This window comes from Oleiagrimonas soli (assembly GCF_000761445.1).
GTDB lineage: Bacteria > Pseudomonadota > Gammaproteobacteria > Xanthomonadales > Rhodanobacteraceae > Oleiagrimonas > Oleiagrimonas soli.
Map to the genome: position 1 here is coordinate 1,673,071 of NZ_KN196470.1, position 20,060 is coordinate 1,693,130.

Sequence of the window (20,060 nt, forward strand, 5' to 3'; positions counted from 1 at the left end):
ACACGTTGATGCACGTGCCGACCATGTAGGACTCGGGTCGTACTGGAGCGATGGCCGTCATCGGTGCATGATGGTCATGATGGTGGCGACGGTCGCATCCGCACGTCGTTGACCGTCATCAAGCTCACTCAGGATGGAGGACGAGGCATGTACGGAAGAAGGATGGCCCTGGCGGCGCTGGCCGCGGTCACGCTGGGTGCGGGCGTCGCGCATGCGGCAGGCGCGCAGACGATGATCGCGCATGAAAGCGTCGACGGCATGTCGCGGCTGCAGGCGCATCACGTGCTGATGCAGTACTGCAAGCAGCATGGTTTCGGCATCGTGCACGACTCGCTCACTTCGGTGGCTTGCCGCAAGCGCGTCGACGGTGCGCCGGCGTCCTATCTGGCGGAAGCGACCAAGGCGGAGCGCGGACCGTACACCCCCGAACTGACGCTGCATTTCCGCTTCGTGCCCGACACCGACGGCGTGATGCACATCCGTGCGGTCGGTTCGGTGCTGCGTCGCGGCCCCGACGGTTTCGCGCAGCGCTCGCTGGTGCCGGTCGGCGAGGTGCAGGCGATGCTGACGCATTCGCGCGAAGTCTGGAGTGCGCAGCATTCGCAGGCGGCATCGCGCAGCTGATCGCCAGGATGCGCAGACATGAAAAAGGCCCGCACATCGGCGGGCCTTTTTCATGGGCGGTCAGGTCGCGTCAGGGCTTGCGGAACTTGTACACGAACTGGTCGGTGTGTCCGCGGATGGACGGGTCGAAGACCTTGATGTCGTGCGGATCCTTGGGATTGCGCAGCACGTCGCTGGCGCCGACGAAGGTGAAGCCGGCTTCCGTGACCTGCTTCTTCACGATGGCCGGATCGATGCGGTGCAGCGTGTCGGTGTCGGACAGCCCTGAACCCTTCGGCGCCACGTGGTCGTTGACCAGGAAGATGCCGCCGGACTTCAGCAGGCCGCGTATCTCGGTGGCCAGGGCTTTCGGCGGCAGGCTGCCGAACGAGGCGTTGTTGTAGTCGTGCACGTTCTCGGCGGTGAACACGAGATCGGCCCGGTGCGGCAGCTTCATGCCGGCGGCCGGCTGCACCAGCGCGGTGACGTTGGCGTAGTGCGGGTCGGCGGCGAGCGCCTTGCTCTTGTCGGCGGCGGTCGGGAAGACCTTGAGGAACTCCGACGGCGTCACCGTGTAGACGTGGCCCTTGGGACCGACGATCTGGCTGAGTATGCGCGTCCAGTAGCCGCCGCCGGGCACGAGTTCGATCACGGTGTCACCGGGTTTGACGCCGGCGAACGCGAGGATTGGGCCGGGACGGCGGCGGTCGTCGTTGGCCTGGTCCTTGGCGCGGGCCGGGTCGGCCAGCGCCTTGGCGATGTAGGCCGGCACCTTGATCGTGGCGGGCTGGCCGCGATCGGCGCGCACGGGCGTGGAGAGGGACAGGCACAGCGCGAAGCCGGCCACGAGAGCGGGGGTGAGCCATCGATTCATGCGCATCATGCAGGCAGTATGCGCCTGCACGATGCGTCGATGCCACCCAACGTCTGACCTAGCTGCGCGGTGGCTGAAACGACGGCGGCGCGGCGTCCGCGGCGCTGCCCCAGCGCGTGTCCGGTTGCGTGCCGAGGGTGTAGTCGAGCCGGCCGCCGTGCTGCACGAAGTCGGCCGGCAGCCACGGTTTGTCGTGAGCGACGCCGTCGACCTTCAGCGCCTGCACGTAGGGCGCGTTCGTCGCGGCCTGCGGCGCGTCGATGACGATGTCGCCGCCCGGGCGATGGATGACCGCATGAGGAAACAGCGGGCTGCCGAGCACGAGTTCGGCACGGCCGGGAATCTCCGGATACATGCCCAGCGCGGCCCACACGTACCAGGACGACATCTCGCCCAGATCGTCGTTGCCGGGGATGCCGTCCGGCGCATCCTTCCACAGCGTGTTCTCGACGATGCGCACGGCTTCCTGTGTCTTCCATGGCTGGCCGGCGTAGCCGTACAGCCAAGGCGTTTCCACCGACGGTTCGTTGTTGAGCTCGGCATGCAGCGGGCCGGCGTCGGTCAGCGCCCAGCGGCCGTCCTTGTGATGGAAGAAGGCGTCCAGACGACGGGTCGCGGCGGCCTTGCCGCCCAGCGCGTCGAACAGACCGTGCACGTCGAACGGCACCATCCACAGATAGACCGCCGCGCTGCCCTCGACGAAGCCATCGTCGGTGCTCGGCGTGAAGGCCGGCCAGCTGCCGTCGGCGTTGCGATTCTGGATGTAGCCGCCTTCCGGCGTGGCGTGCGGGTTGAACAGGTTGCGCCAGTAGCCGGCCCGCGTGAGGAAATTGGCGTGACCTTCGGCGTCGCCCGTGTACGCCGCGAGCTGCGACAGCGCGAAGTCGGCGGTGGCGTCTTCCAGCGTTTCGCCCGCGCCGCCCCAGGCGTGCGACTTGGCGGCGATGTAGTGCAGCTTCAGCCACTGGTCCAGCGAGGGGCGCTGGCCGACGCATTCGACGTTGCAGCCGGCGTCGCTGAGATCCTGTGCGGTGACCGTGGTGGCGGCGTGCTTCAGCGAGGCGTAGGCGGCCTTCACGTCGAAGTCGCGTCCGCCGAAGGCGACGATGTCGGCCACGGCCGGCGCGGACGGATCGCCGCTCATCACGTGTGTGCCGCCGGAGTTGTGGGTCCAGCGATCCCACTTGCCGTGGTTCTGCCGGGCCTGGTTGAACAGCGACTGCGCGATGTCGCTGGCGCGCTTCGGTTCCAGCAGCGTGACCAACTGCAGATGTGAGCGGTAGATGTCCCAACCGGAGAAATTCGCGTACTGCGCCTGCTGCGCGCCGTGCACACGATGGGTCATCTGATCGAAGCCGCGGTATTCGCCGTTGACGTCGCTGTACAGGTTCGGATGCATCATGACGTGATACAGCGCGGTGTAGAACACGCTGCGTTGCGCCGGCGTGCCGCCCTGGATGGCGATGCGGCCCAGCGCGCGGTTCCAGGCGTCGCGGGCCATGCCGCGCACCTGCGCGAGGCTGCTTCCGTGCGGGATCTCGGCGGCGAGATTGGCGCGCGCGTTGGCCAGGCTGACGTAGGAAATGCCGACACGCACGGTCACGTCGCGCGCGCCCTTGCCGGCGAAGCCGACCCACGCGCCGGAACCCTTGCCGACCGGCGGCCAGCCCTTGGCACCGTAGGTGGTACCGCCTGATGCGGAAGTGCTGCCGGCATGCACCGCGCCATCGCGCCAGGTGCCGGTAGCGGCGAAGGCGCGGTCGAAGCGGGCCACGAAGTACAGCGTGTAGTAACTGCGCTGGTCGGCCTTGGCCAGGTAGCCGCAGAAGTTGCCGCTGGTGACCGAGCCGCTGACGGTGCGCGTACGCGGATCGATCTTGGCCTGCGCGTCGCTGCTGCCGACTTCCGAATCGGAGACGCGGATCAGCAGGTTGGCCGGCTTGCCGGCCGGAAAGCGGAAACGCGCGATGCCGCTGCGCGGCGCAGCGGCGAGTTCGACGGCGACGCCGTTGGCGAGCTTCACGCGGTAGTCGCCAGCGCGCGCGGTCTCGTCCGCGTGCCGGAAGTCGCTGGCGTAGCGCGCGTCCTTGGCGTCGGCCGAGGGCGAGGTGGTCACCGGCACGGTGATCGGCATGAACGGCACGTCGCCGCTGGCGCCCGCGCAGCCGGTGCCGGACAGGTGGGTCAGGCTGAAACCGCGGATGCGCGTGGCGTCGTACTGATAGCCGCCCGGCGCGGCGGTGCGCACATGGTGGCCACGCGTGTTCTCCGGGCTCCACTGCAGCATGCCGAAGGGCAGGGTCGCGCCGGGAAAGGTGTTGCCGCCGTTGCGGCTGCCGATCAGCGGATGCACCGCGTCGGCCGGCGTGGTGGCGGCCGGTGCGGCCAGCGTGGCGCCGCTCGCGAGCGCCAGGGCGGCGATGGCGGAAACAAGCAGGCGGGAGCGAAGTCGTTGCATGGCGGAACCTCGTCGTGAAGCGATTTGTATCGATCTAAAATTGAACGGAAAGACTGATCCGAAGGGCGTCGCGTGCAGGGATTCAGCGCGGTCCGATCACGTTGAGCACCTCGTAGCAGGCGCCCATGGTGTGGTAGTCGGTCTTGCCGGCCGGGCTTTTCTCGTTGTCGTACTTCTGGTTCATGCGGTCGAGAATGCGGTACCAGCCGCCGTAGCGGTGGTCGACCATGTGCTGCCAGGCGTACGTCCAGATGCGCTCGTACCAGAGCCAGTACGCGTCCATGTCGGTGCGGTGCGCCAGCAGCGCGGCGGTGGTCAGCGTCTCGGCCTGGACCCAGAAGTACTTGTCGTCGTCGCAGATGTTGCCGTCCGGGTCGAAGCCGTAGCACAGGCCGCCGTACTGCTTGTCCCAGGCCAATGCAACGGCGGTGTCGAACAGGCGGCGCGCGGTCGGCAGCAGCCAGTCGAGGCCGGGGTAGGCGGGCCTGGGCGCGGCGGCGCGGTCGGCGACCGGGTCGAGCACCGGGCCGCGCATCGACTCGAATCGCATGGAACTGGCGTCGGCGCGCGCGACCCGCGATTCGTTCCAGCCGGGCACCGTGACCGGCTGGCCGCGCTCGGAAGCCGGGCGGTGGCAGTAGCGATCCAGGATCAGCAGCAGCTTGGCCCATTCGGTCTGATGACCGGGCTGGAAGCCCCACGGACGGAACAGGTGCTTGGGATTGTCGCGGTTGTAGTCCCAGTCGACATTCCAGTCGGCGTCGTAGTGTTCCCAGATCAGGCCGTTGGTTTGCTTGGCCTGACGCTGGGTCATGTGCTCGGCGAGCAGCAGCGCGCGATCCAGGTAGCGCGCCTGGCCGGTGGCCTCGTAGGCGCACAGCATGGCCTCGCACATGTGCATGTTGGCGTTCTGTCCGCGGTAGGCGGAGAAGTGCCAGTCGGCGTCGGCCTCGTCGCGGTACAGACCGGCGTCGGCGTCCCAGAAACGCTCTTCCAGCAGCTGCCAGGTCTCGTCCATCCATTCGGCGGCCTGTTCGGAACCGGCCTTGTGCGCGGTGGCGTAGGCCAGCATCACGAAGGCGACGCCGTAGCAGTGATTGGTGCGGTCTTCGGCCAGGCCGTCGAACAGCGTCCACACGTAGCCGCCGGTGGTGGTGTCGCGATGCACTTCGCGCAGGTAGTTCAGGCCGTGGCGTGCGGCCTCGGCGAAGCGCGTGCTGCCGAAGTGGCGCGCGGCCATCGCGAAGTTGAAGACGAAGCGTGTGCTGCTGACCAGGTGCCGGTGACGCGTGTTGTAGATGCTGCCGTCGTCGCGGAAGTACTGGAAGTAGCCGCCCACGGGATCGATGCATCGCGGATAGTAGAAATCCATGGTGTCGGCGATGTGGCGGCGCAGGAATTCGCGCGAACGGAAATCCGGTACGGGCGTTGCTGGCAGCTTGGGCGTCATGGCCTCACGTCCATGTAGGTCTCAACTTCTTGTGCCGTGGGCATGGCCGCGAACGAACCTCTGCGTGTGACGGTGATGGCGCCGCACGCCGCGGCGTAGCGAAGTGTTGCATGCAGTTGTGGCAATGCCGTGATGAACGCATCGAAGTTTCGCGCATCGATGTCCTGATCGACCAGCCGCTGCAGCAGCCCGGCGACGAACGCATCGCCGGCGGCGGTGCTGTCGACGACCGTGCTGTCGAAGACTGGCAACTCGCCTTCCGCGTCGCGTGCGAACCAGCGCAACGGCGCGGCGCCGTCGGTCACCACCAGCAGTCGCGGACGGCCCTGCCAGAGACGCTCGAGGAAGGCTTCTTCGCCATCGACGGCGAGGTAGTCCAGCTCCTCGGCGCTGAGCTTGATCACGTCGGCCAGATCGAGGCCGCTCCACATCACCGGGCGCGGATCGTCGTGATGATCCCAGCGCGCGGGACGCAGGTTCAGGTCGAAACTCACCAGCGCATGGGTCGCCGCGGCGCGTCGCATGCCTTCGCGGGTGGCTTCGGCCAGTTCGGGTTCGCTCATGCTCAGCGAGCAGACATGCAGCAGGGCGATGTCGTCGAAGGCGTCGTCGCGAAAGTGCTCGCTGCGGAACAGCATGTCCGCCGACGGCGGGCGGTAGAACGAGAAGCTGCGCTCGCCATGGGCGTCCAGTTGCACGAAGGCCAGAGCGGTCGGCGCGTCGGCCGTGCGCACGACCTGCCGGGTATCCACGCCGGCGCGCTGCAGACAGTCGAGCAGGAAGTCGCCGAAACGATCCTCGCTGAGCATGCCGCAGAACTGCGCCGCCCCGCCCAGGCGCGCCACGGCCACGGCGACATTGGCCTGGCCGCCGCCGGCGAACGGCACATACGCGCGGCTGAAGCCATGGTCGTCCGTGCCTTCCGGATGGAAGTCGATCAGGGCCTCGCCGAAGCAGAGAATCGGGCGCATGGTCATCCTTGTCCGAGGGTCATGGAGCGGGCGTTGCGGTTTCGGGAACCTGGCGGATCCTGGATCCGCGGAGGCCGTAGAACAGGATGTAGACGTAGCATACCAACGGCAGCACGAAGGAAATCTGCAGTCCGAAGCGGTCGGCCAGGAATCCCTGTCCCAGCGGCACCAGCGCGCCGCCGACGATGGCCATGATCAGCAGGCTCGATGCCTTGTCGGTCAGCGGTCCCAGCCGTTCGATGCCGAGCGCGAAAATGGTCGGGAACATGATCGAGTTGAACAGGCCGATGGCGATCACGCTGATCATGGCGACGTCGCCATGGGTCAGCATCGTGGTGACCAGCAGCGCGCCGGCGACGATGGCGAAGAACGACAGCATCTTGCGCGGATTGATCCAGGCCAGCAGAAACGAGCCGAAGAAGCGGCCGACCATCGCGCCGCCCCAGTAGAACGACACGTAGTGCGAAGCGGTCTGTTCGCTGATGTTGCCGATGTCCGGGCGCGAGATGTAGTTGATCATGAAGCTGCCGATGGAAACCTCGGCGCCGACGTAGAAAAAGATCGCCAGTACGCCGAAGGCGACATGCGGAATGCGCAGTGCTTCGCCAAGGCCGCGCAGGGTTTCGCGCAGCGCCTGCTTGCTCGACGAGGTCTGGCCGGTGTTGTCGCTGAGTGTCGGCAGGTGGAACAGCCACACGAAGCCGGCCAGCAGGAACAGCGCCGCCGCCAGGCCCAGGTAGGGCATCTGCACCGACTGTGCCTGTTCGCTGCGGTAGAGCAGCTGATCGGTGGCGGACATCGTGGCCACTTCGCTGGCCTTCTTCACCGCATGCGAAAGAATCAGATAGCCGCCGAAGATCGGCGCCAGGGTAGTGCCCAGCGAATTCAGCGTCTGCGCCAGCGTCAGGCGACTGGAGCCGGTGCGCGCGGGGCCGAGCAGGGTGACGTAGGGATTGGCGGCCACCTGCAGCACGGTGATACCGCTGGCCAGCACGAACAGCGCGCCGAGAAAGACCGGATAGTTGTGCCATTGCGCCGCCGGCAGAAAGCCCAGCGCGCCGACGCCGGCAATGCCCAGTCCGGTGACGATGCCCAGCTTGAAGCCCAGACGCTCGACCAGCCAGCCGCTGGGCAGCGACATCAGGAAGTAGGTGCCGAAGAAGGTGAACTGCACCAGCATGACCTTGGTGTAGCTGAGCTCGAACGCGGCCTTCAGATGCGGGATCAGGCTGTCGTTCAGCGCGGTCAGGAAACCCCACATGAAGAAGACCAGGGTCAGCACGGTCAGCGCGGCCGGGAAGTAGGTGTAGCGCTTGTCGCCGGGAGCGCCGGACGGTGCGGATGTGGGAGCGGGCGAGAAGGAGGCCATCGATCGGTACCTTGCGGTCAGGAATGAGGTGGCTTGCAGGTGCTGCCACGCACCACCAGTTCGGCGGCGGCGTGCAGTTCGCTGGGCGTGGTGTCGGGGAGGCGAACGCGTTGCAGGATGCGCTCGGCCGCCTGGCGTCCGCGGCCGCGCGGATCGGTGGCGACGGTGGTCAGTGGCGGCAGGCAGACGGCGGCTTCGGGGATGTCGTCGAAGCCGGTCACCGCGAAGTCGTGTCCGGGGCGGCGGCCGCGGGCGTGGAGTCCCAGCATCAGGCCGAGCGCGACGGCGTCGTTGTAGCAGACCGCGGCGGTCGGCGCCGGATCGCGCACGAACAGCGCACTGGTCTGGGCGGCGGCCTGCAGGCGGGTCGGCGCGCTCTCGATCAGCCATGGCGGCTCGACGGCGATGCCGGCGGCCTGCATGGCGTCCGCGTGCCCCTGACGACGTTCGCGGCAGGAGCTGGAATCGGCATGACCGCCGAAGAACGCGATGCGCCGATGGCCGAGTTGCAGCAGGTGTTCGGTCGCCAGCCGCGCGCCGCGGCGGTTGTCCAGCGCCAGGAAGTCCCAGCGGGCGTGCGGCAGCTTGCGGTTGAACACCAGCACCGGCGTGTGCGTGCCGACGATCTTCAGCAGCTCGTTGCCGTCGCTGTGCTCGGCCGGCGACAGGATGATGCCGGCCGGTGCGTGTTCGCTCAGCGAGGCCAGGACCTTGCGCTGGCGTTCGGTGGACTCGCCGGTGCTGCCGAGCAGGGTGACGAAGCCGGCCGCGCCGAGCGCTTCGTCGACGCCGGCGGCGAATTCGGCGAAGAACGGATTGGACAGATCGTTGACCACCAGCGCCACGCTGGAGGACGTGCGTTGGCGCAGGTTCGCCGCCGCGCGGTTGTAGACGTAGCCCTGTCGCTTGAGTTCAGCCTCGACCTTCTTGCGCGTCTCGGCGGCGACCAGCGGACTGTTGCGCAACACCAGCGACACCGTCGCGCGCGAGACCTTGCAGCCACGCGCGATGTCGGCCAGCGTGACGCGACGCTGGTTCATGCGGCACCGTCGCGAGCGGCGGCGCCGACCGGTGGGACGAACGAAATGGGCATGACAGGTTCGACAAGGTGTTTGGAACGATTGAATGGCCTGCGGCTGATATCGTTTACAGGTCCGCGTGACATCATGCAATGCAACATGTCGCAGACGCAACGTCATGCTACTTTGCGTCGCATTTAGAACGATACAAAAGGGGCCGTTGCCATGCCGTGTATGCACCGTTTTCGTCGATGCGTCCGTTTCGTGGGCGCCGGGCTGCTGATGGGAGGAATATTGATGACGACCCCGGGCATGACGTCCACGCCGGGCCAGGCGGCCTGGAAGCAGGTCGATCCGATGATCGGCACGGGAGGCGACGGGCATACCTTCCCTGGCGCCACGGTGCCGTTCGGCATGATCCAGCTCAGTCCGGACACGGCAATGCCGGACTTCAAGCACGCCTACAAATGGGCGGCGGGCTATCGCTACGACGACACGACCATCCGCGGTTTCTCGCATACGCACTTTTCCGGCAGCGGCCACTCCGATCTGGGTGACGTGCTGCTGATGCCGATCGGCGGCAAGGTGCGGCTGGATGCCGGCGAGGCGGGCAAGCCCGGCAGCGGCTACCGCTCGCGCTTCAGCCATGACACCGAGACGGCGCAGGCCGGCTACTACGCCGTGACGCTGCCGGACAATCATGTCCGCGTCGAACTGACGGCCGGCCAGCGCGTCGGCTGGCATCGCTACACCTTCGACAAGGGCGAACCGGCGCACGTGCTGCTGGACCTGCGCCCGAGCATCTACGACTACCCGGGCAAGGTGTCCTGGGCACGGCTGCGCGTGCGCGCCGACGGCACCGTCACCGGCATGCGCGAGACGCGCGGCTGGGCGCCGGGGCGGCAGCTGTTCTTCGCCATCCGCTTCTCGCACCCGATGACCTCGCACGAGCTGATGAACCGCGAGCAGGATGTCGTCTACAAGGGCTTCAAGGGGCCGGGCGACTCGCCGGCCGACACCGATGCCGTGGACGGCCGCGCGCTGGAAGGCGTGTTCGACTTCGGCACGCTGGAGCAGCCGCTAATCGTCAAGGTGGCGATCTCCACCGTCAGCGAGGCCAACGCCATCGCCAATCTGGACGTCGACGGCAAGGGCTGGGACTTCGACGCCCGCCGCGCCGAAGCGCGCAAGGACTGGGAACAGGCGCTGTCGGCCATCGACGTCGATGCGCCGGCGGCCACGCGCAAGAACTTCTACACCGCGATGTACCACGCGATGATCGCGCCGAATCTGGCGATGGACGTCAACGGCCAGTACCGCGGTCCCGACCACGGCATCCATCAGGCCAAGGATTTCACCTTCTACTCGACCTGGTCGCTGTGGGACGTCTACCGCGCGCAGCAGCCGCTGATGACGCTGATCCAGCCGAACAAGCGCGTGGCGAACTTCGTGCAGTCGCTGGTCGCGGCGCAGGAATCGAGCCCGTTCGGCATCCTGCCGGTGTGGGCGTACCAGGGGCTGGAGACCTGGTGCATGATCGGCTACCACGCGGTACCGGTGATCGCCGATGCCTACATGAAGGGCATTCGCGGCTTCGACACCAAGGCCGCGCTGAAAGCGATGGTCGCCAGCGCCACCTACAAGCCGTACGGCGGGCTGGGCTGGTACATGAAGCTCGGCTACGTGCCCATCGACAAGGTGCCGGAAGCGGCGTCGAAGACGGTCGAGTACGCGTTCGACGACTGGACGATTTCGCGCATGGCCGGAGCGATGGGCGACGAGGCGTTGCAGAAGCGCTTCGCCAAGCGCGCCGGCTACTGGCGCAACTCGTTCGACCCCAAGACCGGCTTCCTGCGCGCCCGCAAGAGCGACGGCGACTTCCGCACGCCGTTCGATCCGGCGGCGGCCGGCTACGGCAGCGACTACACCGAAGGCAACGCCTGGCAGTACTCGTGGTACGAGCCGCAGGACATCGGCGGCCTGATCTCGGTGCTTGGCGGCGACGACAAGCTGATCGCCAAGCTCGACCACGTGTTCGAGGCCAAGGTCGATCCGAAGGAGTTCGCGCACGTCGAGGACATCTCCGGCCTGATCGGCTACTACGCGCACGGCAACGAGCCCAGCCATCACATCGCCTACCTGTACGACTACGCCGGCGCGCCGTGGAAGACGCAGCAGCGACTCAAGCAGATCATGGACACCCAGTACGCGCCGACGCCGACCGGCCTGGCCGGCAACGACGACCTGGGGCAGATGTCGGCCTGGTACCTCTTCACCGCGATGGGCTTCTATCCGGTGGCGCCGGCCAGCAACCAGTACGTGATCGGGCGGCCGTTCGTGGACAAGGCCGTCTTGCACCTGCCCAACGGCAAGACCTTCACCATCGTCGCCCGGCATCTGGACGACGCGCATCCGTACGTCGGCAAGGTGCTGCTCGACGGCAAGCCGCTCGAACGCAGCTACATCGAACACGGACAGATTCTTGCCGGCGGCACGTTGACCTTCGAGATGCAGGCGAAGCCGAATACGCAGTGGGCGACATCCGACGCCGCGCGTCCGTATTCGATGACACCGTATCCGTCGCGCTAGCCGGCGTTTTACGCATGAAAATGAGGCACGGCCGGGATGTACCGGCCGGTTGCGTGGAAGACTCGGGGTCCCGGCTTTCGCCGGGATGACGGCCGAGGGTGTGCGTGGTGCGCAGGCGAAACGTGCTGGTCGGCGAAAGATGACGGAAGTGGATGCGTGGTACGCAGGCGGAATATGCAGGTTCGCGGAACAAGCGAATCTCGGGCGCCGGGAAACATGGTTCGCACCATGTGCATTAGGGCCCAAGACATCAGGCAACAGGCAGCAGGTAACAGGCAGCAGGTAACAGGTAACAGGTAACAGGTAACAGGTAACAGGTAACAGGCAGCAAGGCAGCAAGGCAGCAAGGCAGCAAGGCACGACACAGCGCGTCATTTCCCCTCTCCGTCATGCCTGCGGAAGCAGGCACCCAGCGCCTTTCGTGACGCCCGGCATGCGTCGAAGACACGACCGGCGGCATGCACGCACAGAATCCTGTCGCCATCGGACGACACAGCGATGCGACCGAAGACGACTGCGACAGCCCGCCGTCGCGCCGCTATCCTTTACCCATCGTTCGTCATCCGGATCGACCCTCATGAGCAATACGCCCCTGGCGCGCCTGCGCTGGCGCTGCCGCCGCGGCACCAAGGAACTGGACGCGCTGTACGGCTGGTGGCTGGAAAACCGCTATCCCGACGCCGATGCCGACACGCAGCAGGCGTTCGAGGAACTGCTCGACGTGCAGGACCCGGATTTGTGGGACTGGACCATCGGCCGCGGTGAAGCGCCGCGGGCGGACTGGCGGGCCATCATCGATGTCATCCGCGCCCAGCATCGGCTTTGACTACCGGCCATCGCGCTGGCCCGTGCGCGCGATGGCCGCACTGAGCCTGCTTTCGGTGGTAGCGGTGCTGGACAGCGGCGCCATGTGGTGGCTGCGCCTTGTGCTGACGATGCTGATCGCGGTTTATTCGGCGCGCGCATGCCTCGAAGTGATGCGCCCGATGGTGCGTCGCGTGCAGTGGCGCGCCGACGGCGGTTGGCGGCTGGCGCTGGCTGACGACAGCGACGTGGAAGCGCGCCTGCTCGGCATGCGTGTGCTGGGCGGCTCGCTGGTGCTCCGACTCGGCTGGGCGTCGCGTCGTCGGCAGGCGCTTTTGCTGCTGCCGGACAACCTGGATGCCGACACGCGTCGGCGATTGCGGATACGTCTGTCCGCTGAATCCGACAAACATTGACGCGCTCGCCGGCTTGCCGCCGGTTGCCGCTTTCGGGCACTCTGCCGAATCTTCGCGGTCTGATCGAACTCGCCGCGCACCTATTCCTGGATACCCATGTTCCGACCGCTGTCCCTGTTCATCGGCCTGCGCTACAGCCGCGCCAAACGCCGCAATCATTTCATCTCCTTCATCTCCGGCGTGTCGATCATCGGTCTGACGCTGAGCGTGACCGCGCTGATCACGGTGATGTCGGTGATGAACGGTTTCGATTATCAGCTGCGCGCGCGCATTCTCGGCGCCGTGTCGCAGGCCACGATTTCCGGCGTCGGCAGCAGCATCCAGGACTGGCCGCATGCGTTGAAGATCGCCAAGGCCGATCCGCGCGTGAAGGGCGCCGCCCCCTACGTCGAGCAGCAGGCGCTGGTGCAGGGCGCCGGTTCCAGCGGCGCCATCGTGCGCGGCATCGTGCCCTCGCTGGAACCGCAGGTGTCCGACTTCAACAAGCACATGCGCGATGGCTCGCTGGACACGCTGCAGCCGGGCAAGTGGAACATCGTGATCGGCGACGAACTGGCGATGATGCTGGGCGTGACGGTGGGCGACAAGGTGATCGTCTTCGCGCCGCGCTACCGCGGCGGTCCGATGGGCGCGATGCCGACGCTGCGCGCGTTCCGCGTCAGCGGCATCTTCGCGCTGGGCATGCAGCAGTACGACTCCGGTCTCGCGCTGATGAACATGCAGGACGCGGAGAAACTGTACGGCTTGAGCGGGCCGACCGGCATCCGTCTGCATCTGGACAATCTGTTCCATGCCGGCGCCGTGGCGCGACACCTCAGCGACGAGTTCGGCGGCGTCTATCGCGTCGAAACCTGGATGCAGACCAACGCGAACCTGTTCAAGGCCATCGCGATGGAAAAGAAGGTGATGTTCCTGATCCTGTCGCTGATCGTGCTGGTGGCGGTGATCAACCTGGTGTCGATGCTGGTGATGCTGGTGACCGACAAGCAGTCCGACATCGCCATCCTGCGCACGCTGGGCATCACGCCGCGCACGGTAATGGGCGTGTTCATGGTGCAGGGACTGTTCGTCGGCGTGATGGGCATTCTGGTTGGCGTGGTCTGCGGCGTCACCCTGTCGCTGAATCTGCCGGCCATCGCCGAATGGATCGAGCACACCTTCCACGTGCAGTTCCTGGCGCCGGACGTGTACTACATCAGCGAGTTGCCGAGCCGGCTGCAGTGGAGCGACGTCGGTTGGGTCGCCGGCATTGCCTTCGTGCTGTCGCTGTTGGCGACCCTGTATCCGGCGTGGCGCGCGTCGCGCACGCAACCGGCGCAGGCGCTGCGCTATGAATGAGCAGGAGACGACGATGACGACGCCCCAGGCGGATACGCACAAGATCGTGGTCGCGGCCCGGCACGTGGCCAAGACCTACAAGGAAGGCACACTGCGCGCCGACGTGCTCGAGGACGTGACGTTTGAAGTCCGTCGCGGCGAGACGCTGGCCATCGTCGGCGCGTCCGGCGCGGGCAAGAGCACCTTGCTGCACATCGTCGGCGGACTGGACACGCTCACGCGCGGCGAGGTCGAGATCGACGGTCATCTGATGTCCACGCTGTCGGATGCGCAGCGCGGCCATCTGCGCAACCGCTCGCTGGGCTTCATCTACCAGTTCCATCATCTGCTGCCCGAATTCACGGCGCTGGAAAACGTGTGCATGCCGTTGCTGGTGCGCGACACGCCGATCGACGAAGCCCGCGAACGGGCCAGCTACCTGCTGGATCGTGTCGGGCTGGCGCAGCGGATGGAACACAAGCCGGGCGAACTGTCCGGCGGCGAACGCCAGCGCTGTGCCGTGGCGCGCGCGCTGGTCACCAAGCCGGCGTGCATTCTCGGCGACGAGCCGACCGGCAACCTCGACGAGCACAACGCGGCCCAGGTCTACGACCTGATGCTGGAACTCAATCGCGAGATCGGCACCAGTTTCGTGCTGGTGACCCACGACCGTCGTCTGGCGGCACGCATGGACCGGGTACTGGAGCTGTCCGGCGGTCGCATGCACGCCCTGACGAACCAGGCCGCCTGATCCGCAGACATTCGATGCGCTGAGCGGAGCAGGACGCGCCGCGCGCAGACGCCCAGGGAGGGGCGATGCATGTCCGACGCGACATTCTGACACCGTGCGCGCGTGCGCTGGCCGCGCTTCCGTTGGCGTGGGGTCTCCTGTTCGGTACGACGCTCGTGGCGTGTATGTCTGCGCTGCCGCCGGTGTGGTGTCTGCTCGGACTCGCCATCGCGGCCGGCTTCGTGTTGTGGCGATGGCCGGCGTGTCGCGGTCCTTGCTGGATCGTGCTGGCCTTCGTCTATGGCGCGTGGCGGGCCGGCCATGTCCTGCAACAACGTCTGCCGAGCCGGCTCGAACGCCAGGACTTCGAGGTCGTCGGTGTGGTCGAGGGTCTACCGCAGGTGCGCGCCGACGCGGACCGCTTTGTGCTGCAGGTCGAAAAGGCGCGACTGCACGGTGCACCGGTCGCGCTGCACGGACGATTGCGTCTGGCGTGGTACCGCGCCCCTGCGACTGCCGCGCAGCCTTGCTTGCGCTGGCGGCTTCGCGTGCGACTGCGGCGGCCGCGGGGTTTCATCGATCCGGGCGCCTTCGACGGCGAGCGTCAGGCGTTGCTGGCGCGCATCGCCGCCGTGGGCTACGTGCGGGCCGGTGGGCCGAATCGCGCGATCGGTCGTCGTGCTCTTTGCATCGACGGGTTGCGAGCGCGTTTCGCACAGGCCATCGACGCGGCCGTCGGTCCGCAGCGAGGTGCGCGACTGTTGCGTGCGCTGGGTGTCGGCGACAAGCGTGCGCTGAAGGATCGCGACTGGCGTATCGCGCGCGCGAATGGCGTGTCGCATCTGCTGGCGATCTCCGGTTTCCACATCGGGGTCGCGGCCCTGCTGGGCGCGGCGCTGGTGCAGGGACTCTGGCGGCTGTGGCCCGCGCTGGGCCGACGATGTCCGCGCCCCGTCGCGGCGGCTGCGGTGGCGATGGTGCTGGCCGCGATCTACGCCGCGCTGGCCGGCCTGGGGCTGCCGACGCAGCGTGCGCTGGTGATGATCGTGGTGCTGGCGGCAGCGCGCGCCAGTCGTCGCTACGTGCATCCGTTGCAGGCGTGGTCATTGGCGCTGGCGGCGGTGCTGCTGTTCGACCCGCTGTCGGTGCTCTCGGCGGGATTCTGGCTGTCCTTCGCCGCCGTGGCGCTGCTGCTTTCCGTGCTCGATCGCCGCCGCACGCGGGGACTTCGCGGTTGGCTGCACAGCACGGGCCGGGCGCAGGTGCTGATGACCGTCGCCTTGCTGCCGCTGACAGCCTGGTTCTTCGGGCAGGGCGCGCCGTGGGGATTGCTGGCGAATCTGTTCGCGATTCCGGTGGTCAGTGCGCTGGCGGTGCCGTTGACGCTGGCCGGCATGGCGCTGTGGCCCGTATCGCCGCCGGCTGCGGGATTTCTGTGGCGGGTGGCCTCCATGGTCATGCGGCGTCTGTGGGGCGTGCTCGCCGCGATGGCGCAATGGCCGGGCGCGCACTGGTACCTGCCGGCGGTCTCGGCCGGCGCGCTGGCGCTGGCCTGTATCGGCGCGTTGTGGCTGTTCGCCCCGCGCGGCGTGCCCGGACGCTGGCTGGGTCTGGCGCTGTGGCTGCCGCTGGCTTGGCCCGCCTTGCACGCGCCCGCGGACGGTGCATTCCGCGCCACGGTGCTGGATGTGGGGCAGGGACTGTCGGTGCTGGTGCGCACCCGGCATCATCTGCTGGTTTACGACACCGGTGCGCGCTATCCCTCGGGTTTCAACTTCGGTGATGCGGCGGTGCTGCCGGCCATCCGCGCCGATGGCGCCGGGCCGGTCGACCGTGTCGTCATCAGTCACGGCGACAACGACCATGCCGGCGGTGCGCGCGCCGTGGTGCGGGCGTTTCCGCATGCGCGTCGTCTCAGCGGCGAGCCGGATCGCATGCCGGTGCCGATGCCGGCATGCCAAGCCGGCCAGCGCTGGCACTGGGATGGCGTGCGCATGCGTGTACTGAGTCCGCCCGCGCGATTGCGGCCGTTGCTGTTGCATGGCAATGATCGCTCCTGCGTGCTGCTGATCGAGGGGCGCGGCGGGCGGCTGCTGCTGACGGGCGACATCACGCGCCGCATGGAACCGCTGGTGGCGCGGCAGATCGACAAGGGGGCGCCGCTGGTGCTGGTGGTGCCGCATCACGGCAGCAATACCTCGTCGTCCGCGGCCTTCCTTGCCGCGCTGCGGCCACAGCTGGCCGTGGTCTCGGCCGGCTGGCTGAACCGCTTCGGTCATCCGCGGCCCAAGGTCCTGGCGCGCTACCGGAAGGCCGGCGTACCGGTCCTGAACACGGCGCGCAGCGGCGCCGTGGTGTTGCGGTTTCCCGCAGCGGGGACGCCCACGGTCACGCATCGCTGGCGTCTGGACCGTCACCCGTACTGGCGCGAATAGGCGTTGCGAAAGCGATGAACCGGTTCACAGGGCCGGGGCGTGTCGCTGTTATGATGCGCGATCATCGACTTTCGTGTCTGGAGATCGACCCCGTGCTCGATATTGTCATGGCCGGCGGCTGGGGGATGCTGCCCATCCTGGTGTGTTCGGCGATCGCCCTGGCGATCATCCTGGAACGTTTCTGGAGCCTGCGCCGCAGCACGGTGATGCCGCCGGGGCTTGGCGACGAGGTGCGCAAGTGGGCGCAGTCGCGTTCGCTGGACGCCACTCACCTGCGCAGCCTGGCCGAAAATTCGCCCCTGGGCGAGTTGCTGGCGGCCGCGCTGGCGGTGCGCAACCGTTCGCGCGACGAGATCAAGGAGCGCCTGGAAGACACCGGCCGCCACGTCGCGCATCGCATGGAGCGGTTCCTCAACACGCTCGGCACCATTGCCCTGATCGGTCCGCTGCTGGGTCTGCTGGGCACCGTGATCGGCCTGATCCGCATGTTCCTGGCGGTGATGGTCAGTGGCGTGGGCGATCCGATGAAGATGGCCGGCGGCATCGGCGAAGCGCTGATCTGCACGGCTTCCGGCCTGATCGTGGCGATTCCCGCCTACATCCTGCATCGCTATTTCCGTGGCCGCGTGACTGGTTACTGCATGGACATGGAGCGCGAGGCGACGGCGCTGCTGGACACCCTGTCCACGCCGCCGCGCCCCGCTGCCGGTGCGCCTCGCGCCGCCGCCGCCGCTCCGACGGCCACGCCGCGCCCCGCGCGCGCTACGCGCTGAGGCCTCGTCGTGCATATCGCTAGCGACCGCAAGCGGGACGAGTTCGAGATCAGCGTGGTGCCGCTGATCGATGTGCTGCTGACGCTGTTGATGTTCTTCGTGCTGACCACGACCTTCGTGCGCCACTCGCGCATGCAGGTCACGCTGCCCAAGGCCAGCGCCGATACCGCCACGGCGCAGTTGCATCCGCTGGTCGTGGTCATCGACCGCGAGGGACACTTCTACGTCGGCAGCAATCAGGTGCTCGGCTCCGGCGTGGACGCGCTCAAGCGCGCCATCGGCAGCGTCGCCGGTTCCGAGCGCGACCAGCCGGTCACCTTGCGTGCCGACGCCATGACCCCACATCAGGCCGTAGTCACCGCGATGGATGCGCTGGGCCAGCTCGGCTTCACGCGCCTGTCCATCGCCACTACGCCAGATCAGGGGTCCGATTCGCAGTGAGTAGCCGTTCCGACACATCGTCCGAAGTGAGTACCTGGGCGACCTACAAGCGATTGCTGGGCTACGTGCGCCAACATTGGGGCATGGCGAGCGTGGGCCTTGTCGGCATGGTCATCGACGCCGGCTGTCTGACGCTGTTCACCAAGCTCATCAAGCCGATGCTGGACAACCTGTTCACGCTGAAGGACCCGCACACGATCTTCTGGATGCCGATCTGGATCGTGCTGATCTTCCTGGTGCGCGGTTTCGGTGCGTACATGGAGAATTACGGTACCGCCGTGGTGGGTCGCAACGTGGTCCAGCAGATCCGCATGGACATCTTCAATACCTACCTGCGCATGACCTCGGCGTTCTTCAATCGCGAACCGTCCGGGCATCAGATCGCGCGCATCACCTACACCTCCGAACAGGTCGCCAACGCGTCCACCAATGCGGTCAAGGTTGCCGTCACCGACGGCCTGACGGTGATCGGTATGGTCGGCCTGATGCTGTGGACCAGCGCCTATCTGACGCTGGCGTTGTTCGTGCTGGTGCCGTTCGTGGCGCTGCTGGTGACCTACATCAGCCGTCGCTATCGCCGTATCGGGCGGCGTGTGCAGAACGTGATGGGTTCGGTCACGGGCACCGTCGACGAGGTCGTCGGCGGTCAGCGCGAAGTGAAGATCTACGGCGGCCAGACCCGCGAGCGCAATCGCTTCGAGCAGGTCACCCAGGCGGCGCGGCGGTTGAATCTGAAAGTGGCCTCGACCAGCGCGCTGTCGTCCGCGACCGTGCAGACCGTGGCGGCGATGTCGCTGGCGTTGATCGTGTTCATGGCGACGCGTCCGGGCATCATCGACAGCCTGACGCCGGGCGCCTTCACCACGCTTCTCATCGCCATGGGCGCGATTCTGCCGTCGCTGAAGCGGCTGACCAACGTACAGTCGGACATCCAGCGCGGCGTGGCCGCGGCGGAGGAGCTTTTCGCGGTGATGGACCTGCCGCCCGAGAGCGATCACGGTCAACGTACCGTGGAGCGCAGCCAGGGCGAGCTGATGTTCGACGACGTGGTCATGCACTACCCGGGCTCGTCGGCATCGGCACTGCAGGGTATCCGGCTGCATTGCCCGGCCGGCAAGGTGACCGCGCTGGTCGGTCGCTCCGGCAGCGGCAAGTCGACGCTGGTGAGCCTGCTGCCGCGCTTCTACGAGCCGAACGCCGGCCGTGTCCTGCTCGACGGCCATCCGCTGGCCGACTACGCGCTGATGTCGCTGCGTCGGCAGATCGCCTGGGTCGGTCAGAGCGTGGTGCTGTTCGACGACACCGTGGCCAACAACATCGCCTACGGCGAGCTGGCTGGCGCCAGCGAGGCGGATATCGTCGCGGCCGCCGAAGCGGCGAACGCGATGGAGTTCATCCGCGAGCTGCCGGAAGGTCTCAACACGCGCATCGGGCAGGGCGGCAACACGCTGTCCGGCGGTCAGCGCCAGCGCATCGCCATCGCCCGTGCGGTACTCAAGGACGCGCCGATCCTGATTCTCGACGAGGCCACCTCGGCTCTCGATACCGAGTCCGAACGCCTGATCCAGCAGGCGCTGTCGCGGCTCATGGTCAATCGCACCACCCTGGTGATCGCGCATCGCCTGTCTACGGTCGAACATGCCGACCAGATCGCGGTGCTCGATCAGGGCCGCGTGGTCGAACTCGGTACCCATGCCCAACTGCTCGAACGCGAGGGCACCTACGCGGCGCTGCATCGCATGCAGTTCCATGACGACGGCATGGTCGTGACGGGCGCGGACTGATACCTTGCCGGTCCCGGCCGCGCACGG

15 protein-coding genes and 2 pseudogenes are annotated in these 20,060 nt (G+C 67.2%); 10 read left to right on the plus strand and 7 right to left on the minus strand.

Features of this window, described 5'->3' with window-relative positions; translation table 11 throughout:
- The first annotated feature begins 147 nt into the window (after positions 1 to 147).
- Positions 148 to 624: a hypothetical protein gene (locus tag LF63_RS07230; RefSeq protein WP_152569280.1), complete on the plus strand. Its 477-nt coding sequence runs from the start codon at positions 148 to 150 to the stop codon at positions 622 to 624.
- A 70-nt stretch (positions 625 to 694) separates the two neighbouring features.
- Here the strand turns inward: LF63_RS07230 and LF63_RS07235 are convergent, their stop codons facing one another.
- The 7 genes and pseudogenes from LF63_RS07235 to LF63_RS07260 form a co-directional block, all read right to left on the minus strand.
- Complete coding sequence (locus LF63_RS07235; RefSeq protein ID WP_043103402.1) at positions 695 to 1,477, minus strand: class I SAM-dependent methyltransferase; 783 nt, start codon at positions 1,475 to 1,477, stop codon at positions 695 to 697.
- 58 nt (positions 1,478 to 1,535) lie between these two features.
- Positions 1,536 to 3,935: a GH92 family glycosyl hydrolase gene (locus tag LF63_RS07240; RefSeq protein ID WP_043100660.1), complete on the minus strand. Its 2,400-nt coding sequence runs from the start codon at positions 3,933 to 3,935 to the stop codon at positions 1,536 to 1,538.
- Between the two features lie 82 nt (positions 3,936 to 4,017).
- Positions 4,018 to 4,401: pseudogene (locus LF63_RS16405) on the minus strand (AGE family epimerase/isomerase); the annotation flags it as partial.
- A 168-nt stretch (positions 4,402 to 4,569) separates the two neighbouring features.
- Positions 4,570 to 5,385, minus strand: a pseudogene (locus LF63_RS16410) (AGE family epimerase/isomerase); the annotation flags it as partial.
- Positions 5,382 to 6,362, minus strand: coding sequence for a carbohydrate kinase family protein (locus LF63_RS07250; protein ID WP_043100664.1), 981 nt, complete (start codon positions 6,360 to 6,362; stop codon positions 5,382 to 5,384). The pseudogene LF63_RS16410 and the gene LF63_RS07250, both read right to left, overlap by 4 nt.
- 13 nt (positions 6,363 to 6,375) lie before the next feature.
- Positions 6,376 to 7,725 (minus strand): sugar MFS transporter, encoded by a 1,350-nt coding sequence (locus LF63_RS07255; protein ID WP_043100666.1) that lies wholly within the window; start codon positions 7,723 to 7,725, stop codon positions 6,376 to 6,378.
- A gap of 17 nt (positions 7,726 to 7,742) precedes the next feature.
- On the minus strand, positions 7,743 to 8,765 hold the full coding sequence (locus LF63_RS07260; protein WP_043100668.1) for a LacI family DNA-binding transcriptional regulator: 1,023 nt from the start codon (positions 8,763 to 8,765) through the stop codon (positions 7,743 to 7,745).
- A 261-nt stretch (positions 8,766 to 9,026) separates the two neighbouring features.
- Between LF63_RS07260 and LF63_RS07265 the strand changes: the two genes are divergently transcribed.
- The 9 genes from LF63_RS07265 (at position 9,027) to msbA (ending at position 20,033) form a co-directional block, all read left to right on the plus strand.
- Complete coding sequence (locus LF63_RS07265; protein WP_043103403.1) at positions 9,027 to 11,333, plus strand: GH92 family glycosyl hydrolase; 2,307 nt, start codon at positions 9,027 to 9,029, stop codon at positions 11,331 to 11,333.
- Positions 11,334 to 11,910: 577 nt separating this feature from the next.
- Positions 11,911 to 12,159, plus strand: coding sequence for an FAD assembly factor SdhE (locus tag LF63_RS07270; RefSeq protein WP_043100669.1), 249 nt, complete (start codon positions 11,911 to 11,913; stop codon positions 12,157 to 12,159).
- A gap of 31 nt (positions 12,160 to 12,190) precedes the next feature.
- Positions 12,191 to 12,553: a hypothetical protein gene (locus LF63_RS07275; protein ID WP_152569281.1), complete on the plus strand. Its 363-nt coding sequence runs from the start codon at positions 12,191 to 12,193 to the stop codon at positions 12,551 to 12,553.
- Positions 12,554 to 12,649: 96 nt separating this feature from the next.
- Entirely contained in the window at positions 12,650 to 13,891 is a 1,242-nt protein-coding gene (locus LF63_RS07280; RefSeq protein ID WP_043100673.1) for a lipoprotein-releasing ABC transporter permease subunit, read from the plus strand.
- 13 nt (positions 13,892 to 13,904) lie between these two features.
- A complete protein-coding gene (lolD, locus tag LF63_RS07285) occupies positions 13,905 to 14,621 on the plus strand; it encodes a lipoprotein-releasing ABC transporter ATP-binding protein LolD (protein WP_043100675.1) in 717 nt (238 codons plus the stop codon).
- 164 nt (positions 14,622 to 14,785) lie between these two features.
- Positions 14,786 to 17,035: a DNA internalization-related competence protein ComEC/Rec2 gene (locus tag LF63_RS07290; RefSeq protein WP_161782331.1), complete on the plus strand. Its 2,250-nt coding sequence runs from the start codon at positions 14,786 to 14,788 to the stop codon at positions 17,033 to 17,035.
- A gap of 107 nt (positions 17,036 to 17,142) precedes the next feature.
- Positions 17,143 to 17,808, plus strand: a complete 666-nt coding sequence (locus tag LF63_RS07295) for a MotA/TolQ/ExbB proton channel family protein (RefSeq protein WP_152569361.1) — start codon at positions 17,143 to 17,145, stop codon at positions 17,806 to 17,808.
- Between the two features lie 9 nt (positions 17,809 to 17,817).
- Complete coding sequence (locus tag LF63_RS07300; protein WP_043100676.1) at positions 17,818 to 18,249, plus strand: ExbD/TolR family protein; 432 nt, start codon at positions 17,818 to 17,820, stop codon at positions 18,247 to 18,249.
- Positions 18,246 to 20,033, plus strand: coding sequence for a lipid A export permease/ATP-binding protein MsbA (gene msbA, locus LF63_RS07305; protein ID WP_052394825.1), 1,788 nt, complete (start codon positions 18,246 to 18,248; stop codon positions 20,031 to 20,033). The genes LF63_RS07300 and msbA overlap by 4 nt, the downstream gene beginning before the upstream one ends.
- Positions 20,034 to 20,060 lie beyond the last annotated feature (27 nt).

Coding starts and splice junctions, on each gene's coding strand:
- LF63_RS07240 (WP_043100660.1), bottom strand. CDS start 3,935: ATGCAACGACTTCGCTCCCGCCTGCTTGTTTCCGCCATCGCCGCCCTG.
- LF63_RS07295 (WP_152569361.1), top strand. CDS start 17,143: ATGGCCGGCGGCTGGGGGATGCTGCCCATCCTGGTGTGTTCGGCGATC.
- lolD (WP_043100675.1), top strand. CDS start 13,905: ATGACGACGCCCCAGGCGGATACGCACAAGATCGTGGTCGCGGCCCGG.
- LF63_RS07265 (WP_043103403.1), top strand. CDS start 9,027: ATGGGAGGAATATTGATGACGACCCCGGGCATGACGTCCACGCCGGGC.
- LF63_RS07275 (WP_152569281.1), top strand. CDS start 12,191: ATGGCCGCACTGAGCCTGCTTTCGGTGGTAGCGGTGCTGGACAGCGGC.
- LF63_RS07280 (WP_043100673.1), top strand. CDS start 12,650: ATGTTCCGACCGCTGTCCCTGTTCATCGGCCTGCGCTACAGCCGCGCC.
- LF63_RS07230 (WP_152569280.1), top strand. CDS start 148: ATGTACGGAAGAAGGATGGCCCTGGCGGCGCTGGCCGCGGTCACGCTG.
- LF63_RS07255 (WP_043100666.1), bottom strand. CDS start 7,725: ATGGCCTCCTTCTCGCCCGCTCCCACATCCGCACCGTCCGGCGCTCCC.
- LF63_RS07250 (WP_043100664.1), bottom strand. CDS start 6,362: ATGACCATGCGCCCGATTCTCTGCTTCGGCGAGGCCCTGATCGACTTC.
- LF63_RS07290 (WP_161782331.1), top strand. CDS start 14,786: ATGTCTGCGCTGCCGCCGGTGTGGTGTCTGCTCGGACTCGCCATCGCG.
- LF63_RS07235 (WP_043103402.1), bottom strand. CDS start 1,477: ATGAATCGATGGCTCACCCCCGCTCTCGTGGCCGGCTTCGCGCTGTGC.
- LF63_RS07270 (WP_043100669.1), top strand. CDS start 11,911: ATGAGCAATACGCCCCTGGCGCGCCTGCGCTGGCGCTGCCGCCGCGGC.
- LF63_RS07260 (WP_043100668.1), bottom strand. CDS start 8,765: ATGAACCAGCGTCGCGTCACGCTGGCCGACATCGCGCGTGGCTGCAAG.